The sequence below is a fragment of the Paraglaciecola sp. 20A4 genome (assembly GCF_011378905.1).
Classification (GTDB): Bacteria; Pseudomonadota; Gammaproteobacteria; order Enterobacterales; family Alteromonadaceae; genus Paraglaciecola.
In genome coordinates this window covers 68,570-88,339 of record NZ_WTPY01000014.1, presented here as the reverse complement: position 1 = coordinate 88,339, position 19,770 = coordinate 68,570, and the positions used below count along the sequence as shown (strand labels likewise).

Below are 19,770 nucleotides of genomic sequence, written 5' to 3'. Positions count from 1 at the left end.
TGGCAGTTATTCGAATGTCTGGTTTTCCACTTGGTAGCTTAGCTTAGGCTTGCCAATTCAGTCCTCTGACGACAGCGTTTCCACTGTCTGCATCTTCAAGTAGTAGTTTCCAGAATGTTTGAATAGACGCAACTCTGGCGATGAAATCAGGCCTTGCATCTTCGTCACCTTGGATCAGTGCTATTAATACGTAATATTTATCTGGCGCGGGATCCGGTGGATTTGCCCAAGTTATTGCTGGGAAGATAGCGCTAGATTTTGCCGCTATGGTGGTAAGCGTTGCCGTTCCTAATGATACCCATGAATGTGGGTCTTGCAATGAGCTGACGGGGATTCTAAATACTTCAACCTCGGCATTGTTTAAAACCGTGCCCCCTTGATTACGCGCGCGTACGTAAATATGATTTGTTTCGCTGCCATCGAGCACATCGGCAATACGTTTGTCATTCATGTCAGCAAATGCAGTGTCAGGATCACCTTGGGCAGCTTGAACCACAATAATATCGTGGCTTTGAGTTCCCCATGCGGTTTCACCAAATAATCCGGTATCGTCAAATCCATCTCTCATAGAAGCGTTGGCAGGCGATGGTGTAACCGGTGAAATAAATAACGCTGTGCGTCGTTCCTGTCCAATAAAACTAGCGGCTTGAGCTGGGTCAACAACATTACCCAACACACTGATATCTAGTGGATCATGAATTGAGTCAGAGGCGACTGCTAACAGAGCGACATTCCCAGTGAGTTCGCCTGGTACATGCCAATTAAACGCCATCACGCGAGGTTGCCCTGACTCTAGATAATTAATCTCCACACTATCGATTTTTTGCCAAGTACCACCATCGAGCACATTGGGAAATTGTGTCCAAAAGTCCGCTTGAAGATCCGGTGGTGTTGCAGGCACTGTTGCCCAAAATAAATGTAATTCAGCGCTATTGGTTATCCCATAACCATTATTATGGAGTTGCACATAGATGATATTCATCATGCCTACTTTTAATATAGTGCTACGCATTTGTTCGTCCATTTCGAGACCGTCAAGGACAGGACCTAGAAATCGAAATGGAGGGGTATCGATGCGGATATCAATGGAACGATCGCGTACCATTACCGCAGACATTCCAGGTGTCATTCTGGGATCATGATTATTTGGTACTTGATGAGTCACGGCATACGTTTTTCCATCGTCAACTATGTTGTCGCGGATCAACAAATATACTTGCTTGCTACCTGCCAAATCACATTCGTATGCACCACGAGCGTGGGTAGCACAGCGTAGTAACCTTTGCGGTTGCCCGGAGCCATCAGTATATTTAATAGCCTCTAAATCAAATATTAAAGCCAACGGTAAGTTGCCATTGAATGTGCGCCACAGCGGTGAAAACGAAGTTCCAGCGGCAATTGATACGGCTGTTGGTGCAATCGCATTGCGGATCACATAAACGCCAGCCATGCATCCGCAGTAGATAATTTGTGTGTCAGTGACGGTAGCGGAACTTGAAGGGTCGAATACAATAGCCGTGGCAGCAGATGGGCTAAATTGATCATTAGCAACACTAGCATTAGGGGGAAGTCTCCCACTAATTTCCTGCCAATTTCCCCCTGTATCTCCCGATATAAAAATCATTCCCTGACTTACATCATTAGGCGTTCTGGCTCTTACTGTAGCCGTAACAGCCACAATAGCATCATTGTTTGGGTTAATAGCCACCCCTGTTATTGTTGCGTTAAACCCTGCTAAAGCAGGTGGTGAAACATTGGCCCAAGCCGACATATTGGCATCATTGGTTAAATACAACTCGCCAATATGTGTTGCAGCCCACCAAGATGTATCTGGATTTTGCGGGGAATAAACAATTTTCGTAATTTTTTCAGTTGACCCAATTCCCAAATTATTCAGATGTGTAAACGCAATTCCATCTGTCGTGGAATAAGCGCCTCCCTCCCTGCCGATTAAAATATTATTTGGTCGAATAGGATGGTGCGCTAATACACCAGTAAATAAACCTGGATGTGTCACACTAGTGAAGGGATAACTAAGCGTAGATTGATTGACCACATCATGAACACCAGATTGTGGAACATCAGGTAGACGATTCATGTATCTAGCACTGCCAAAAAGGTTTGTTGTGCTTCGCACTAAAACTCGCACAACCCCCCACTCATTGCCCGGCACAGCAGACCCTGGAAACCAGCAGGCGTAGAATTGCCTTGGATCGCCCACTTGAAAAGCGACTTCGCCTCCATCCCCACCATACACATAGTGCCACGTCTGACCGCCATAACTCAGCCAAGTCCCATTGTCCTGTAAACCACCAGCATAAATGTACGGATATGTAGGGTGCGTAGTGATATCAAAGAATTGAGCCGCATTAATGCCTAGGCCTCGTTCGGTCCAGTGTTGTCCAAGATCAGATGAAGTTGATACACCACCGTCGTTACCAACCCAAATTCGCATGGGATTAGCCATATCGAATAAAATATCATGTTGATCTGCATGTTGTGCTCGGTCGCCCAGATCGTGTTGTTTCCAATCGAGAATTTTTGTCCATGTGGTATTGCTAGTATTAGAATTGTATCGACCTAAAAAAACGTCGAGTATGCCAACGGCAAAAATAGAAGGATTGGTAGGGTGCATACCAAACATTAAATCATATCTAGCTTGAGTCCCTGTATCTCCCGCTCTTGCGCCAGTATCAATCCAATGTTCACCTCGGTCATCTGAGATAAAAACATGGGACGCTGCGTTATTATTGTCTGCGAATACTGCGCCAATCCAATTGGGTTGTCCGCGACATTGAGTCAATTTAATACGTGTGTACGAACCTGAAAAAGGTGGCGTAATGTCAGTCCATATATCTCCCCCTGTGTTCTCATAAGCATCAATGATTCGATTATACTTTGCGCGGTAAATACCACTCCCCCATATTGCAACGTACACAGTCACTATCTTAGAAGGTGTTGTACGTGATCGCCCAAAATCAATCATAATCTCTGTTGCTTGTTGCGTACCCGCCGCTGGCGCTGATGCATGACGTACTTCGTCTTTATGAAGAACGGGTAATGCTCCGCTTATAGCCGGCGGCGTTCCGCGGCCCATACCACCATCTGATGAGGCAATCCAGAATCGACTAGGCTCCCACGGGTCAACCACAATAGATTCGAATTGCCCGAAACCTAACACGCCAGAAGTAGGGTCTGGGTGATCGATACGGGTAAATTTGGCACCGAAATCGGTTGAACGAAATAATCCATTTCCAGGTATATCCCTAACACCACCGGCGGAATCTCTCGTTGGCTCACCGGTTCCAATATATATAATCTCAGGGTTACTGTAGCTCAAACCAATAGCACCGATTGCCAATGCTTGGCGGGAATTTGGAGAGGTGAAATTATCTAATACAGTCCAACTGTCACCAATGTCACGCGTTCGCCATAGACCTCCTTGGGCACTACCTGCGTATATCGTTTGGGGATTTCTTTCGTCTTGAGCAAGGCACCTTATACGGCCACCGGTATTTCTTGGACCCAATGGACGCCAATTCAAATTAGCATTGGCAGCATCGACACGAACAGCTTCTGAAGCATGCGTAATAGCTTCGTCGGTTAGTCGACTAAAATCCCAGGGAGTAACGGTTCCGGTTCGATGCAGAATCTGCTGCACGCGTTTACTGGGATTATCTTTTGGGTCAAGTTCATCAGACATCTGTTGTACTACCTATAGTAAACCAACTTTCCAATACACCACCGGGTATATGCGGCGTTTGCGTACCATGCAATACATCGCAACTCGCGGAAAAGGGTCTTTTATCGGAATCTAAAAGTCCGTTGCAATGAACTCGAATAAAGACGCGTCCGCCACTGCCCGAAAAAATCTTTATCAATTGACTGGTATCCCCTCGTGGTCTCCAATCAATTTTTTGCGCTGCTAATTTGCAATCCCCTTGGATATAAGCCATTTGCATCAGAATAAGCTGTTGATTGAATCCAGGTTCAAATAAAACTTGAATAACCTGTGGCTGTGCATTCGTAGTTTCTGGTGACATACTTGTGGACATCACCACATTCAAACGACTTAATATTTGAATGGCATCTTCAGCAGAAACTCGCCCATTATGAGGCCAACTTACTTTATTAATGGCTGGCCAATCTGGGTTTAGCCCTTCACCTGGTGTACCTTGCTCTCCTTTTGCCCCTGCGGGTCCCATTTTCCCAATAGGGCCAGTTTGGCCTTCTGGTCCGACAGCACCAGTCTTGCCCTGTGGTCCTATATCACCTTTTTCGCCAACCTTGCCTTGCGGCCCAACTTCACCCTTTGCGCCTGTTTTACCTTCGGGCCCGACAGCACCTGTTGCGCCAGTCTTACCTTGTGGTCCTATATCACCTTTTTCACCAACCTTGCCTTGTGGCCCAGCATCACCTTTTTCACCAACTTTTCCTTGGGGCCCAATCGCGCCTGTTGCCCCAGTCTTGCCCTGTGGTCCTGCGTCACCTTTTTCGCCAACTTTTCCTTGGGGCCCGATTTCACCTTTAGCACCGATATTCCCCTGAAGCCCAATACCGCCTGTTGCTCCAATCTTTCCTTGAGGCCCAATGTCACCTTTTGGCCCTTGAATACCAACAGAGCCGGTATCACCCTTGTCACCTTTTTCCCCTTTGGCGCCGATTTTTCCCTGAGGCCCTGCATCACCTTTAACGCCAACTTGACCTTGAGGCCCAGTGTCACCTATTTCACCAACCTTACCTTGGGGGCCGGTATCACCTGTCTTACCTATTTTGCCTGGTAATCCAGTTTCACCCGTTGCTCCGATTTTGCCCTGAGGGCCTACATCCCCTCTCGCACCGATTTTGCCTTGAGGCCCAATTTCACCTTTAACGCCAACGGGACCTTGGGGTCCTATCGCCCCTGTCGCTCCGATTTTACCTTGAGGCCCAATATCACCTTTCAATCCTTGAACACCCGTCCCGCCAATATCACCCTTGTCACCTTTTACGCCTTTGTCACCCGCTTTTCCCTGCGGCCCAGCATCACCTTTTGGCCCCTGAGCCCCGGATGTTCCTACGTCACCAATATCGCCTTTTGGCCCTATTAATCCGATTTTCCCTTGTGGACCAGGGTCGCCTTTTAAGCCAATCGGACCTCGTTGACCTGCTGTACCCGCTAAACCTGTTAAGCCACGTTCGCCTGCGCTGCCTTTTTCACCAGCAGGGCCAACCTCACCTATCGCGCCGGGGATCCCAGCTGGGCCCTTTTCACCGGGAATACCTTGCAGTCCACGTTCTCCTTGCGGCCCTCTTTCACCTCGCTCACCATTAGCCCCTTGTGGACCCATCGCCCCTACCTGACCCTGTGGCCCAATATCGCCCTGTGCTCCTTGCGGTCCAATCGGGCCAAGATCACCTTTCGGGCCAGGAATACCGGGAATGTCGCTGTGATCTTCCAAGGCACTGCCATCGAAAAGCCATTGCCCTAAACTATTTTGATGCCATTGTCCGCTATGATTGTGATTACCTGTTGCGGCAAATAATTCAGGATTTTGCGTCAATACCGCTTCCCCCTCTTGCACGTCGATTGAGGCGATGACAATTGAAGCACCATCTACATCAGCTTGGGGTTGCACTGACACTGCAGTAATTAGGTTAATAATTGTCGACGCACCGTCATGGCGCAGGGACTCTATATCGTTATTCAGTCCGGTTAACAGCAAACTCCATGGATTATTTTCAGTGGGAAGCGGTATTTGTGCGATACTGTCTAACGATAATCGATGGCCATTTAAGGTAAAGGCGGCGCCTGGTTGAAGCTCAATATTGCCATTTTTCAGTTCGGCCTTTAGCCCCCAAGCCACCTTGCCTAAACCAATACAACTTCGAATATCGGCCAATCCCTCCCTTAAACTGTCTTGCATATGTTGCAAATGTAGCGCGGTAACTTTTTGACCGCTTACAAACTGACTATGAGCATCCTGTGTCATGACAATTTCTCTCCAGTAATTACGTCAACCTCACTAATTTTAATGCTGCCTTGACTGCGACTGACGATTCTAAGCGCTATGCTATCTGTTTCAGGCTTAGAGGTTTGGGCGTTGAATTCAAGTCCAATTCGACTATTTTCATTTGCTGGTGTCAGTGTCAATTGTGTTTCATCGTCATCCAATGAAATTAATAAAGGAGGTATAGGTTTCGTTTGATCTGCATTGCCCAACATATGCACCCTACCAGCAATACTGCCTAGTGACCTGCCACTACCAAATATCGCTGGTAATGCTCTCCATGGGCCTCCAGGTGAGCCAATTCTAACGGGGTATTCATTACGTTCATTTGCCGTCGCCATTTTCCAAATGACCTCACCTCGATTAACATTAATAGCAGCCCATATATTGACATTTTCTTCCAGAGCGACGGGCTCTTTAAAATCAAAGCGTATCCATTGCTCGTCGGACCCCGTCCAGTTAATCGGTTCACTTATCGCATTTGTTATTGCTTCCATTGGCATGCCGTCACTTTCGCGCCATAAAATAACTCTCGCTTCAGCGCCACTGGGGCCCGCAATAAAAGGAAACCGTAGAGCCGCTAATTCAACTAGCCCAAAGTTGGCATCTAACCTGACACAAGCAGCTCTGCCGTTGCCAAGGGATAATTCAGTAATTTCATTTGGCTTTTTGGCTATAGCAGGAATTGCTCGCAGTGCATCTAACTCGCCGGAAATGCTTAATTCAATCCCGCTTATGGGCTCGGTAACGTTGCTAGGGGGAAATATAACGAGTTGTTGCTCTGCTTCACGCTCAAAAAGCAGAGTTAAATCGCTTTTGTTGTTAAAATACATGCGATGAATATGGCGTGTTTCAACAGATTCAATCTCAATGTTGAGTGCACCTGGCACAACTGCACTGAGTACAAATTCGAGTTCAACATCATCAGATTTTGTTGGGTCTTGGGTATATTGGGCAACTGAACTTGCTAACGAAACTCTGCGTTGTCCTAGGGAATTCCATCCGTCATCAGTTATATCTTCACTGATCCCCAACTGTACCATCGGGTCGTGCTGCCAAATCGGTTGATCGCCATTAAGACATAACGTGAGTCCAGACGGTAAATCTGGTAATGATAAATTAATAAAATCAATAACTTCCGCTGCATTTTGGCCACTACCCAAAGTAAGCATTAGGCGTTGTGTTTTTACATCTGAAAAAGAAACCGAATTATGAGTAAGAACGCCATCTCCCTCGAAAAGCGGATCACTCTTATCAAATTTTGTACCTAACCAAGGGTATATCGTTGAGATTGAGTAACCTGTTGCAATACTCACTGAGTTGACCGTTAGCATCATGCCAAAATCAATGATAATCGATTCATTGTCGCCTTCTGCGACTCTAACATCTGCTACTTGTTTAGCTTTGATTGAATCGGCACGGTTTGCACTCAGAATAAGATCAAGTTTGTCTATGATTGCATTCGCTTTAACAAGCAATTTGACACTCACGTGCTTTGTGCCGTCAGCTAAACTTATCGGTCTAAGGCCAGTTAGAATTGGGGGGGCTATTTCATGAATATGTTGGTTGTTTAGTCCCACAAGACCAGAAGTAGCCTCATGAGATAGCTCCCATTGAACGATACCAGTTGCTTGAGTGATGTTAATCGCCATATTGTAATCTATCCCATTATCAAAATGAGCTACATGAAAGTACGTCCCTATTTCGCTTAGGCACAATTACTTAAATGCTAGTGCTACTCGAACACTGTTAAAGGCATTGCTAAAGCCCTGACCCGGTTTACCTTCATTAATATTTATGCCTGCGAATTGCCCGAGCATATCGGTTAAAATAACTTTGTCGTTTTCTTCTACATCATTCGCATTTTCATATTTGAGCACTAAGCCGCGCAGATCATTTTGATCTTTCACCCGGTCGAGTAATTCACCAATACTGGTATCTTTAACGTCAATATGAATATCATCAAAAATACCGATATTAATGTCTTCTCGTGGTGCCAGTATTAAGTCCACTTCGGTGCCAACACTTACTCGGGTACCCGCGGCAATATTTTGATCTAACACTCTAGGCTCCCTAGTCGGTTCTCTGATCTGTAGGCCGCTTAAAAAAGCCTCGAGTCGCGCATTATCTGGCAATACGGACGGCACTTTAAATCCGCCCCTAACGACACTGGCAATAGCCGGTTTGTCATCTAAATCAACGAATATGGGTTGATTAATATTTCGAGCAGCCGGAATAATCGTGTTTGCTTGTTCCCTGCCCTGTATTCCGGTGATAAGCGATTTTGTTTGTGTAGAACTAAGCAAACTCGGCTTGTTAGCGCTAAATGTAGCCATAATTATTCTCCCCTGATTATTCCGATTTCTGTCTGGTTTCAACTTTACCCAATTTAAGACCAATGGCTTCAAGCGCTTTACGTGCCTCTGTCAAGGTCAAGCCTGTTAACGGTGGAATTTCTACTGAGCTATCTAGTTGCAGTGCTGCAGAAACGACTAATTGCACTTTACCTTCCGGTGGCACGGCATCACTAGGATCCGGAATTTGCATAACGATTGGTTGGCTAGCGTATTCCGACGTTGGTTTAGCGGGGGCTAATTCACGCCCGAACACATCGATTAAACGTCCTACGGTAATACTGCTGTCGTCTAAAATGGCCAGCGCCGACGCAAGCTCAACACCAATTAAATTAGGCATAAATGCGCCATTTTGTTCGAGGGTCAATTTAACGATTTCATCGCTAGGTATGGTGACATTTTCTTTTGAAGCCTTAAAACCAGGTGCATCAGCCATAATCACATAAGCGCCTGGTGGCAAAGATGTAAAGACAAACGAATCCCCGCCGTTTACCGGAGAAACCGCCTGGGCTAACCAGCCATCATCGCGTAACGCTGTCACCCGAACGGTATTTCGTGAAATATCTGTGTTGCTGAGTTGCACATTTAACGCCGTCGATTGATTCGCTAAAACAAAATCATTAAGCGCCTTAATGCCTGATACCAACTCATTCCAAGCTTCTGACGTAATAGGTTCACCAGGTGATACTGGTTTTGCTGTAAATTCATTAAGTTCCATATACTTATCTCTCTTGTAAAGTCAGATGAACAACATCTACAAAAATGCTTTGGGTAAATCGAAGGTCTTATCCGTAAGGCACAACATCAAACCGGTACCGGTACCGGGCCCAATTGTGGCGCCAATACTGTTTGTGAGCGTATTTGGTCGATTGCACTCATCCCGTCAATGTCTCCTGGCAAGGCAGCATCTCCCGCTATCCAATAAGGCTCAACATAGTCAACAACCACATCAACACCAGCAGGACGAAAACGTTTAATACCTTGTTTCACTAAATCTGCAATTTGAGCGCCGTTGCTGTTATCAAATAGTCGAAAGCGATTTGGGATAAGCAATTTCACCTTATAAGCTTGACGCTCTAGCCAACGTAAGTGAATAAATCCAGCGGCCTGTAATTTTTCGTTGCCATTTTTTGTGGCAAACACTGAAGCGTCTGCGAAACCCACACCAAACCTAGGAGTAACTAACGTAATGTGATCGCGCACAGCACTGGGTGTTGACGCAAAAACATCATCGTCAAAGGCGCTGGCACTGGGCGCGGTTGTCCCTTCAAGTTTTGTTGAAAAGTGTCCATGTTGAACAAAAAAAGCAAAGCGAGTTTTACACACGCTAATGCTCGGCATGGGCAGACTTGAACCCGCGTGAGGGATAAGTGCATCTCGATTTAACGCGCCGAATGGCGAAACGGTTACAAACCTACTTTTGCCGTCATTTTCGGTATCTGGTGCATCCGCATCAGCAAAAACAAAATCATTTCGGTTAGTCGATACAGAGTCATCGGTATCAAGCAAAGTAGCATCGTACTGCGCAAAACACGCCCCTTGCCACGCATAGGATCTGCTAGTGACATCTTTTCCATCTAGCAAGACACGACCGCCCTGGGTAAAAATTAACGCTTGTCCATTTGGCACTAAGCCAAAAAAACCCACGCCATGACCTTCATCTCGATTAACCACCATAGGACTGACGGTTCTATTTAGGTTTCCCAATACTCTGATTTCAAGGACCGCATCATCAAACCCTTTACGTAAAAAATGAAATAGATCAGCGTGTTTATATGGGTTTGGTCCTCTTTGCGCAATAACCTTAGGGTTTTCTTCAATGCCCATATATTCTGTTTTAGGAAGGATTTTATGGGTAGTACAGGTTTCATCTAGGCAACTAAGTTGAATGCGATCGTGAACCGCTCCTGCGTGCCAGAAACGATCTTCACTGTGCTCTATGTCACCCAAATTCAAATCTAATACGTTTGCCGCTCCACGCAACAAAGCTTCGATTGTGCCGTTGCCTTTAATGTGAATAGCGCAGGTCTCTACAATTCGTTTGCGAATACTTTCTAGCAAGGTATGTGTTTGACCAGATTGAACAGCGGAAGTAATGAGTCGATCAATTGCTTCATTCACATCGAAACTATTAGCATCAGAAATATCAGCATCGGAACTATCAACATCTAAATGTGCTTGCGAAAAAAGCCGAAGAGGTGTTTCAGTCCCAAGGGCATAAAGCTGTACAAACGATTCAGCAAGCTTTTCACGCACAGCGTCATCACCATCTGCTTCAACATTTTGCTTGAGTTGTAATAGCAATTCAGATGATTTTTGCTGGCGGGCATAAAGCACTGACATATCAGCACGGCTAATGCCATGCAGGCTCGCTAGTAGCAATAAATCACTTATTTGTTTGGCCTCGAACAGTCGGTGGGCACACCGAATACTTTGCATATCTGCAGACTGAACGTCTTGATCTCTAACGATCGTATTGACCACACTAGCAAGCAATTTTCCACGCGCTTCAGCTTCCATATGCTTTGGAAAGCGCTGCAGTACTTTTTGCCCGCGCCCGGAGACTTTTACCGTCATACGCTACTCCCCAAAACGGTACCACTTTGGTCAAGTACACTGGCTGAGCGGATCCAGAATCTTTCCAATCCGGTAGACGGAATAACGATATCAGACTGATTTATTCTTATACCATCACCCATAAATTCTACACGATAATGTACTTCATCAGGTGCATAGCTCTCAGACCCTGGGATCAACCCTAGCAATATTGCCGGATCGATTTGGCTCGCCGTAAAACGATTAAGTGCTTGTTGTAAATCGCTGCGAATATCATTAGCTGCCGCGTTGGCGTTACTTTCCACATTGCCGATTTCACCGGCCCCATTAAAGGTAACCGCCACGGTAATATCCAGTGCCACAAGTGAATTACCAATTTGCACATCGACCACACCAGCAATCGGCCTAGCACCTAACTGATTAGGCATAACATTGCGTGTTCGACTTGCTTCAGGCTTACTGGTAGGGAACATTTCTAACGTTACGTCCAGCACACCATCTATATTCATTAATGCGGCAATAAGTTGGTTGTAAACCAACGTCTCGCCTAAGCCAGCCTCAGCAATGAAGTCATTTATTGTGCTTATACCCATGCCTATCAACTTTTCTTGCTCTTCTGGGGTGAGTGTCAACGTAGTGGGCTGCAGTGTTACGTTGAAATCAACAGGCATATGGAGCTTTTCTCCTATACCATCCGCTGCAACAATAGGGGCGCCATCAATCGGACTGTCTTGACCTGTGCTTGGTTGAGCGGGACCCGGTGGCTGAAATGCTTCAATATTGTGGCGAATGCGAATGCCTACTGGCCGAGTTTCTTCTAATAGCGCCATTGCACGCCTTTTGTAGTCTTCTGTTTGCAATGGAGAAAGTTCAGGTAATGCAATTTCAAGGTTAACAATGCCCGGATGCTCTATTGGATCTTCGGTAAAACGCATGTCTTTTTCACGCAAACCGTGTAATCCCGTTAGCACGCCTTGCAAAGCCCCCACTGTTGCCTGACCTGCACTTTCTAGCGCTCGTTTAGCCCTTAACCTAAGTGCATCGTCACTTTCATTTTGACCGGCAAATTTCGTTGCTTCAGGATTACTTACGCTATCGATACCTAAAATAGGTCGATTGATAACGACGATAGTGTTGGCTGCAACAATACCTTTACTATCGGGCGTTAGTGCTTGTACCGGTGAGTCAACACTTAACTGTCCTCGTTGCAATGTCACGGTTCTGGTGGTTTCAAACGTAACGGCTGGCGCATCTGCTGTACTGAGTCTTTTGCCAGATGCAATGGTAATATCGGCGGGCGATGGCGTGGTTCTGCTAAAACTCACCATACCCTCGGCAACATTGCGACCATAACGTTCAAGTCCAATTAGGGCGACTACGTTTTCTAAATCTCTACCTGCTGCGGTGCTCAGAAATGCAGCCTCGTATACTTTTTCTAACTGCCCAGACAGCACGGCATATTCTCGACCGACACTTTCAGCCAACAAACGCGTCACGCTGCCAGGACTACGGTCAGTTAATAACGGTGCTATTTGCGACCCACCTGTGGACTCGTAGTTGACGTAGAATGTAGTGCCATCTGCTGGCCATATTGCATCAATAGCAGGCGAACCATCGCTTTTACTGAGCCACTGGATATCCGTGCCATCAAGTAATTGGTAGTCAGTGTTAAGTCTAAATAAAAAAAACTCAAACTTATTTATCGCGCCTTCTTTTTGTCCAAAAACCCGTATGGTACTAGGTAGCGCAGCACCATCTGTCGATAACCTAAAGGGACGTTGTTCCTCCAGCATTCGAAATATTTCCCGTACATGCCCCCCTGTAAAACCGGTTAACAGATCATCAACAAACTGCGCATAAGGTTCAGCGACATAGCTCATATCAAACTCTCCGTTAGGTTAAAAGGTACAATAATATTGAGCGGTAGGGGAACACTGCGAATTTGTAATTTAAGCTCAATTCGAACTGTTTCCCTAGGTGGTTCATGCTCAGCAAGTACATTGGCAGAAAGCACTTTTTCGATACGTCGCTCTTGCTTTAGGGCCTGCAAAATAAACAGTTTTATAAGATTTCGAGTGCGTTCAACATTGGGCTGACCAATTAACTCGTGATGCCTTGAACCATACTCAGGATGCCCTAAAGGTAATAGCTCGCCTTTGTAAGTTTTGATACGGTTAACTATCGCTTGGCGCAACGTGTCGACACCCCGAGCTACTTTTATATCCCTAGCACCAATCCCCCGTAATTCGTATCTTAAGTCGGCATTTTCATAAAAACCAGGAGAGCTTTGATAATCTAACCATAAGTCCAGCCCTAGCAGCTCATCTAGCTTGTTAGTACTTTCTCTTGGCATGATTTATCTCCTTTTCAATATTTGTAATGCTTAACTACAATCTTGACGTTTTACGGTGGACCACTATCTAAAAACGCCGGACTCGCTGGCGGACCAATAATAGTTAAAATACCCGGGCCGCTGGGTATTTGGTCACCCATTCGCACTAATCCTTGTCCTGATATTGTTAATGTACTCGAGCTACCCACTGAGCCTATTGGCAGTACATATGGCACACCACTTACGCTATTTATCATTTGGCAAAGTGAGCCACTGACTGCCAATGGCATACCGCTAGCCAAAAAACTTGTTTGAAAGATAGTGGTTATCATCCCGCTATCCGGCGGACCAGCAGCACCGGGGGATAGCAAAACAGCACAACCGATACTCACCGCAGGTTTCGACACGATTAACTCGGACTAAACTGGGCAACCCCAGTAAAATTAAGGGCTGAGGCCTTAACATTTGCCTCAGTACTGGCTTCGATATTTACGCCCTTAGCTTTCATTTCGATATTGGTCGCGGCCTCAAATTTTATCGCTCCGTCAGCCTGCAAACTGATGTCACCTGACGCACTTAACTCCACATTCTTGGCTGAGTGAATTTTCACCGAACCATCGTTTTCAATCTCGACTTGTGTCTCGCCGGAGACTAACGTGACCTTTTCGTCACCAAAGGTCAGTGTGGTTCCAGACGGCAATTCCATATGTAAATGCTTCTCCCGTCCTTCATCTGGCACCACATATACCATTTCTCCTTCATCTGCTTCTGGAGGCTGCACGCCTGCATCGTAAACGCAGCCAATAACCATAGGCGCGTTTAACTCCCCCCGTAAAAACACCACCAACACCAAGTCACCCACCCTAGGCAACGCTGATATGCCATAGCGTTGCACGGTTACCGGGGCGCGTTTTAATTCCACACCTGAACTGCGTAAACGCACATCTACCTGATGGTTGTTGCCATCGCCACCATTCGCATGGACTTGCACTACTATGCCCAACTCTGCACAGCGGTTGCGCGCCATTTCATCACGAACAATGGCTCTTAATGTGTCAATTAATTCGCTCAAAACCCAATGCCAAAGCTTTCGCTGTAGCCCTCCACAGCCAACGCGGTAATAAAACCACTTTGACCATCCAACTGATGTGTCACTGCCTTGATACGTAACGTTCCGCTGTCACCTCTAGGCAATCCAGTTAACTCAACTAAACCACCTGGACGCAGATCAATTCGCCCGCCGACCCAAACTTCTCCTTGCATTGAGGAACGCTTTTGTCTTAACTGCGCGGCTTTAGAAAATAAATCTGCCGCTTCGCGACTCGAAAAAGCCGAAGGGATGACGGTGCTATCAGCGCCTGCCCCAACGGGATCATGCGCTAACCAATGCCACTTCTCTTTGCCTTGTGAGCTAGATGCACCATGTTCCGCTGCCAAGGTAAGAGTTGAAGTTTGCTTTTCAGATAAATGCCAATCAATCAGATCAGCACCATAGCGAAGTGATATTGACGCGCCACCTTTGGCGGCCAAGATAAAACGCAGTCCACCACCACCAGCACTGCTAAGTTCAGCACCTGTTAGTTGTGCTAAATCGTATAAGTACGACCAGACACTGCGGCTGTTATCTATGCTGTAATTAGATAATTGCAGATCAGCTTCAATTTCTGCATCAAGCTCACCCGCCATATCTTTGATTATGTCGGTAATACTCTGGTCAGCCCATGTGGCTGACATTCTTGATTGACTCAATTGGGCGGAACTCGCCAATCCTGACAAATGCAATTGCCCTGCGTTACTTTGCACAATATCTATGGTGCCAGTCCAAAGGGCGTTATCGTTGCTCGCACCGAGTAATCCGCCCGCAGATGAACGTAAATTGTCTGACACCAATTCATTGCTCAGTTCTATGATGAGTTCACTCCCCGGGCTGACATTGGATAATGTAGAATCAGCCCATAAGGTCATCTCTAATCTGTCATGGGTATTAAAGCCAAGATCTAGCCGTAAGCTCACAAGTCCAGCTTCGGCAGAAGTGAATTTTTGTCCGTCCATGGTAATAATTGCATTTGGTCTGGCTAAGCTCATGGTTGGAATTTCTCCAAATCGATACCGGCCCGTCTTGCCTCTTGTGCAAGTAGTTTGGCAATACCTGAAGCAGTGGTTATTTGCGAAGATGAAGCCGTGTTATCCACGATATTTAACGAAGGTTTTTGGATTGACGTTGCAACGGCTCGATTTTCATTAACCTCGTTGGTCTCTGGTGATAAGGGTTGGTCTGCCGTGACATTGGCCTTAGCTAATGCGGCTAAACCTCTCAAGCCCCCCACACCCGAGCTTGTGCTGAGAGGGCTGATAGCGCTGGGGACGTTTGATGAACCATCGTCGGTCAACAATCCATTTTTGGGCGACGGGTTAGCAACTTTGACTATATTATTTGCATGCTGGGTGCTGTTACTCATCACGTTAAAATCTGTCTTTTTTGCGGACTGTATCGTTTTAACCTTCTCATCTATTAATCGGTCAATCGTTTTATTGGATGATAAAGTGAGTCCCTTCTCTTTGGTAAGCTCTGTATTGTTATTATGCGCATGTAAGACGTCCTTTTTAACCGCGCCTAGGATCGCGTCTGTATTGCCAACGCCACGAATAGTGGCTTGCGCTTCGTATTGTGATATTTCAGGTTTAACCTCGTGCCGACTCGCTAACTTTCGCTCTGACCACTGATAACCCCAGCCTGAACACACCGCCCTGTTATTCAACTCAGTCCGCGCAAAATCGGCTGTAATAACAGTAACCTGTGGATTTAGTTTATTCTTAGTTGTTTTTATCTGCGTCAGTTTGTTTGACGGTTTAACCACTTCATGTGAGGTATTTCCGATGATTTTTTTTTGTTTTGCTATTACCTTTGGTTCTATTATTTTTGATTCTTCGCGCTTTACTTGTAGTGCGCTTTCTTCCCTAAGTCTAGGCGCAGGCATAACGTTTGATTGAGGCAAACTAACCTTGTTTTCTATGTAACCTGTCAGTCTTTCGATAGCCGTCAAGTTCACCTCTTCTAAAAATTGGGTGAAGCTATTTTCATAAAGTTCCGACAACGATTGAGTAGACTCGAATGATTCAACAAAATCAGTTTGCAACTGTTGCTCAACTAACAGATTTCTATAACCCGCTGTTAGTTGCTTCCAGTTTTGCTCTAGGACGTGGTCATTAAGCAAATAATCAAAAGACATAAGGTTCGATTTCAAGCGACGTTCTCCTTATTCTCTGGTGTATCCGCGCTTAGCATTTCTAAGTAAAGCATTACCTGTCCCACGGTCAGTTCAGCACATTCAGAAGGGGTCCACCCAAACTCTTTTGCTAATACAAACACTGCCTTGGTAAGGGGAGCCTTAATCGCATTTTGTAATTCGTCCTGAGATAGGCTTAATCCAGATATACGATTGACTTCCTTAAGTAGAAACTGGACTAGACCTGCAGGTAATTTTGCGACATTTTCGATGTTCATGGTTGGCTCTACTAGCGCACGCTGCACCATCAACATACTGCTTAATGTTCCTTGCTCTTTGGCTGCTTTGCTGATGAGTTGCACATCATTCAAGGTAAGCGGTCGCAGTAATACTTGCTGTGCACCTGAATCAGACGTTGCATCAAGCAACTCAGCAGGAATGCTGACTAAATGTTGCTGCGAGCCACCCGCCAGTAGCTCCGTTGCGCTAAGCGTTGTCATAAGTTACCCCCCTGATGTATCTTCAACTTTGACCCAAAGTGCTTTAAAGCTTACTTTTTCCATTGCAAAATCATCTTCAGGTAATTCATAGTTCCACTCGTTAAACTTCACTCCCATGGCAGTAACCGAAGCGCTGCTGCCAGGTAATGCAGGATTTTCCAACCTGACATTTAAGTTAAAAGCTGGACTAGTGAAGGTGCCTTGGGGACGAGAGTCAGCCGCTTCACCTAACATTAATTTCAGCAACGCACCATTGATGTACGCTCTATCAATTGTGCCAAAAACATTAATATTTCCAGGTCTAAGTTCAGTCGCAAATCGTTGTCCAAGTTCATGAAAAGGCTCCACGTCGTTAGTGACCTTTATGGTGACCCCAGTAGCACGCCCAATTGGCGTAAGGGCAAACTCTTCAGTTATTGCTGCGGCTGCATCACCTTCAACGCCATTTTCTGCCGCTACGGATATAGTTCCATCAGAACCGCGATATACATTGTTAGCCATAATAATTGCTCCTTTATTCGAGGTTCATGATGACCTTGACAAAATCAATTGAAAAAGTCGGTTTGAGTGTCATGGTGACTAAAGCAATACCGTTAATTTCCTGTGCTCTTGTGGCACTAACATCGAGTTGATATTCCGTCAACATTTCATCGAGCACCATGCTGGCTAGGAAACCATCCAAAGTAGCTTTTAACGCGCCTCTTACCCGAACATTATTTAGCTTTCCAATGTAAGGATTGGAACCTTTGCGCACACCGGCCTTGGCAAAATCAACAATGCGTCGCACTGAGATTTGTTTAAATGCGCCCATATCCGTAGAAATACCTTTTAATGCGCGATAACCAAACAGTTTTTGCAAAACCATGACTCGGTTTTGTAGCAATTGTTTTTGTTCTGCTCGGGTATATTCTCTGGTGAGTCCATCGGCTGCTACGTCTTTATTAGTCAGGCTGATATGCGGTGCCAATGTAGACAACCTACCAGCCACTAATGCCGCAGAATAAGCGCCGGGTAAATCAACTTGTGCCCTGCTACGCGCGTCGTTAGCTTTAATACCTGGACCCACTAAAACAACGCGTTTATTACTAACAGATCCTACGTCGTTGTTAATGATGTCAGCTACATCATCTTGGGTGACGCCCATTATTGCAATTCGCTCAAGCCCATCATTTTCTGTGGCTTCTAAGTGCGCGATCATCGTCCCAGCTGCTTCTTGCGTTCCGAATCCGGCAGCAACAATTATATTGATTGGTTGCGTTGCCAAGTCAGTTAAGCCTGAGGCAAGTTCAGTCACTGTTGCATTGGCGCCATTATTGGAACCCGCAATGGTTTGTATCACGCTCGTAGCCGTTGTTCCTTCGTCAGCTTCGGCTAGACCAGCTGCTATAAAAAGCCGTGAACCGCTGGCAACAGCATCGAATAAGGCTAAAGCGGTAGCCCCTTCAAATGCTTCTTTGTTGCCTTGATATGTCATTTCTAACGTGTTGTTGGTCAAAGTGACTTCAATGTCAGTCGCCCATGTGCCGCCAGACGTAGCGGTTAATGTAAACAAAACAGCCTCGGCAGCATCACGAACAGCAAATACGCGAGGCACTGGTGTACCATTCGCAACTCTAACGGCATATACCGTTGAGCCGCCGCCTTTAAATACCTGCTCTAATGCACGCGTTAAACTCAGTGGGTCCCCTGACGGTTGCCATGCATCATATTGACCAAAAACGTCTAACGCTTCTGTGTATGAACCCAATATTTGAACCACGTTAACAGGCCCTCTATCTGCGGTTCCAACAATGCCAATGTTGCCAGTATTAATACCACCAACTCCGATTAAGCCTTCAGCACGAACATCAATATAGGTGCCGGGCAATATCATTTCACCGATACTTTCGCTCATGCTAGCCATCTCCATAAATCTGATTGTTTAGACGCGGATACCTCAACAACATAAGGACAACACGTCTGCGGATTACTTAAAATATTCATGTAATATCTTCCTCTTCGAACGGGAAGCTGTCTCGACGAGTGCGCAAAATAATACGTTGGATAATGCCGCCTGAAGATTCCGGTTTATTCACAATATGTTCAAATGTAAACCGCCAAGCTAAAACACGTTGACTGGCTGGTGTAGCACCCATATCGAAAGCGTTTACAGCACTTAGCTGATTAAGATTTAGTTGTCTCAGCCCAGAAATATTTTGATGCGCTGAACTCACTACGTTAATCACGGCGTTACTAAGTGATTCAGACATTGCTGAACTGGAACTAACAACCAAGGTTGTTAAATCGCCAGATAGCTGTTCAACAATTCGTTGCCATTGGCCAATAAAATAGCTTGCTGTTAGCGTACCTAAAGGGGGTAAAGGACGACCAAGCACTAACTGACCTTGAAGTGCCGATACACTGAATTCGCCATCACGAGGCGAGTTCTGATTTAAGATGAGTGGAATGCCATTAATATCAACTTGAATATCTGCAGTCGTAAGGGCGGTAGAAGAGCCTTCACTGTCTACTAACCCTCCATGTTGTAATGTGGCCATCATTCTATCAGGACTCAGTAAACTTAGGCCTGAGCCGTCGTTTAACAAAGGGTCGGATAAATCGATAGAGGTTTGAACCGCCAATGCCCCAGATACAATTTCAGTATGTTGCCCCAGGCCAACGGAAGGTATTTGTAAATTGTCGAGTGACAAAACAATTGCTGGCAAATCGGTATTGATGATTGGCAAGGCCACACCCACAGTGGCGCTCGACAGCAACGGTTCAGCCGTTAAATATGATTGCATCTGTTGCATGAATGCCAAGGCAGCCATA

The 19,770-nt window shown here is 45.9% G+C and carries 16 protein-coding genes; all 16 read right to left on the bottom strand.

The features are described from left to right. Positions 1-43 precede the first annotated feature (43 nt). Positions 44-3,703, bottom strand: coding sequence for a hypothetical protein (locus GQS54_RS13915; protein WP_166424585.1), 3,660 nt, complete (start codon positions 3,701-3,703; stop codon positions 44-46). After that, complete coding sequence (locus GQS54_RS13910; RefSeq protein WP_166424584.1) at positions 3,696-5,972, bottom strand: hypothetical protein; 2,277 nt, start codon at positions 5,970-5,972, stop codon at positions 3,696-3,698. The genes GQS54_RS13915 and GQS54_RS13910 overlap by 8 nt, the downstream gene beginning before the upstream one ends. Beyond that, a complete protein-coding gene (locus GQS54_RS13905) occupies positions 5,969-7,642 on the bottom strand; it encodes a hypothetical protein (protein ID WP_166424583.1) in 1,674 nt (557 codons plus the stop codon). The genes GQS54_RS13910 and GQS54_RS13905 overlap by 4 nt, the downstream gene beginning before the upstream one ends. Positions 7,643-7,708: 66 nt before the next feature. Beyond that, positions 7,709-8,326: a PASTA domain-containing protein gene (locus tag GQS54_RS13900; RefSeq protein ID WP_166424582.1), complete on the bottom strand. Its 618-nt coding sequence runs from the start codon at positions 8,324-8,326 to the stop codon at positions 7,709-7,711. Positions 8,327-8,342: 16 nt separating this feature from the next. After that, positions 8,343-9,062, bottom strand: a complete 720-nt coding sequence (locus tag GQS54_RS13895; protein WP_166424581.1) for a carboxypeptidase-like regulatory domain-containing protein — start codon at positions 9,060-9,062, stop codon at positions 8,343-8,345. A gap of 86 nt (positions 9,063-9,148) precedes the next feature. Further along, positions 9,149-10,921: a hypothetical protein gene (locus GQS54_RS13890; RefSeq protein WP_166424580.1), complete on the bottom strand. Its 1,773-nt coding sequence runs from the start codon at positions 10,919-10,921 to the stop codon at positions 9,149-9,151. Beyond that, positions 10,918-12,780: a baseplate J/gp47 family protein gene (locus GQS54_RS13885; protein WP_166424579.1), complete on the bottom strand. Its 1,863-nt coding sequence runs from the start codon at positions 12,778-12,780 to the stop codon at positions 10,918-10,920. The genes GQS54_RS13890 and GQS54_RS13885 overlap by 4 nt, the downstream gene beginning before the upstream one ends. Continuing rightward, positions 12,777-13,253 carry a GPW/gp25 family protein gene (locus GQS54_RS13880; RefSeq protein WP_166424578.1) on the bottom strand — a complete coding sequence of 159 codons (477 nt, stop codon included), beginning with the start codon at positions 13,251-13,253 and terminating at the stop codon, positions 12,777-12,779. The genes GQS54_RS13885 and GQS54_RS13880 overlap by 4 nt, the downstream gene beginning before the upstream one ends. 50 nt (positions 13,254-13,303) lie before the next feature. Beyond that, positions 13,304-13,639 (bottom strand): hypothetical protein, encoded by a 336-nt coding sequence (locus GQS54_RS13875; RefSeq protein ID WP_158770369.1) that lies wholly within the window; start codon positions 13,637-13,639, stop codon positions 13,304-13,306. Between the two features lie 2 nt (positions 13,640-13,641). After that, positions 13,642-14,304 (bottom strand): phage baseplate assembly protein V, encoded by a 663-nt coding sequence (locus GQS54_RS13870; RefSeq protein WP_166424577.1) that lies wholly within the window; start codon positions 14,302-14,304, stop codon positions 13,642-13,644. Then, positions 14,301-15,317, bottom strand: coding sequence for a hypothetical protein (locus GQS54_RS13865; RefSeq protein ID WP_166424576.1), 1,017 nt, complete (start codon positions 15,315-15,317; stop codon positions 14,301-14,303). The genes GQS54_RS13870 and GQS54_RS13865 overlap by 4 nt, the downstream gene beginning before the upstream one ends. Further along, on the bottom strand, positions 15,314-16,477 hold the full coding sequence (locus GQS54_RS13860) for a hypothetical protein (RefSeq protein WP_166424575.1): 1,164 nt from the start codon (positions 16,475-16,477) through the stop codon (positions 15,314-15,316). The genes GQS54_RS13865 and GQS54_RS13860 overlap by 4 nt, the downstream gene beginning before the upstream one ends. Beyond that, on the bottom strand, positions 16,474-16,959 hold the full coding sequence (locus GQS54_RS13855) for a hypothetical protein (RefSeq protein WP_166424574.1): 486 nt from the start codon (positions 16,957-16,959) through the stop codon (positions 16,474-16,476). The genes GQS54_RS13860 and GQS54_RS13855 overlap by 4 nt, the downstream gene beginning before the upstream one ends. Before the next feature lie 3 nt (positions 16,960-16,962). Then, positions 16,963-17,460, bottom strand: a complete 498-nt coding sequence (locus GQS54_RS13850; RefSeq protein ID WP_158770374.1) for a hypothetical protein — start codon at positions 17,458-17,460, stop codon at positions 16,963-16,965. 13 nt (positions 17,461-17,473) lie between these two features. Beyond that, a complete protein-coding gene (locus GQS54_RS13845) occupies positions 17,474-18,853 on the bottom strand; it encodes a phage tail sheath subtilisin-like domain-containing protein (protein ID WP_166424573.1) in 1,380 nt (459 codons plus the stop codon). Between the two features lie 85 nt (positions 18,854-18,938). Beyond that, positions 18,939-19,769, bottom strand: coding sequence for a hypothetical protein (locus tag GQS54_RS13840; protein WP_166424572.1), 831 nt, complete (start codon positions 19,767-19,769; stop codon positions 18,939-18,941). Position 19,770: the final 1 nt, after the last annotated feature.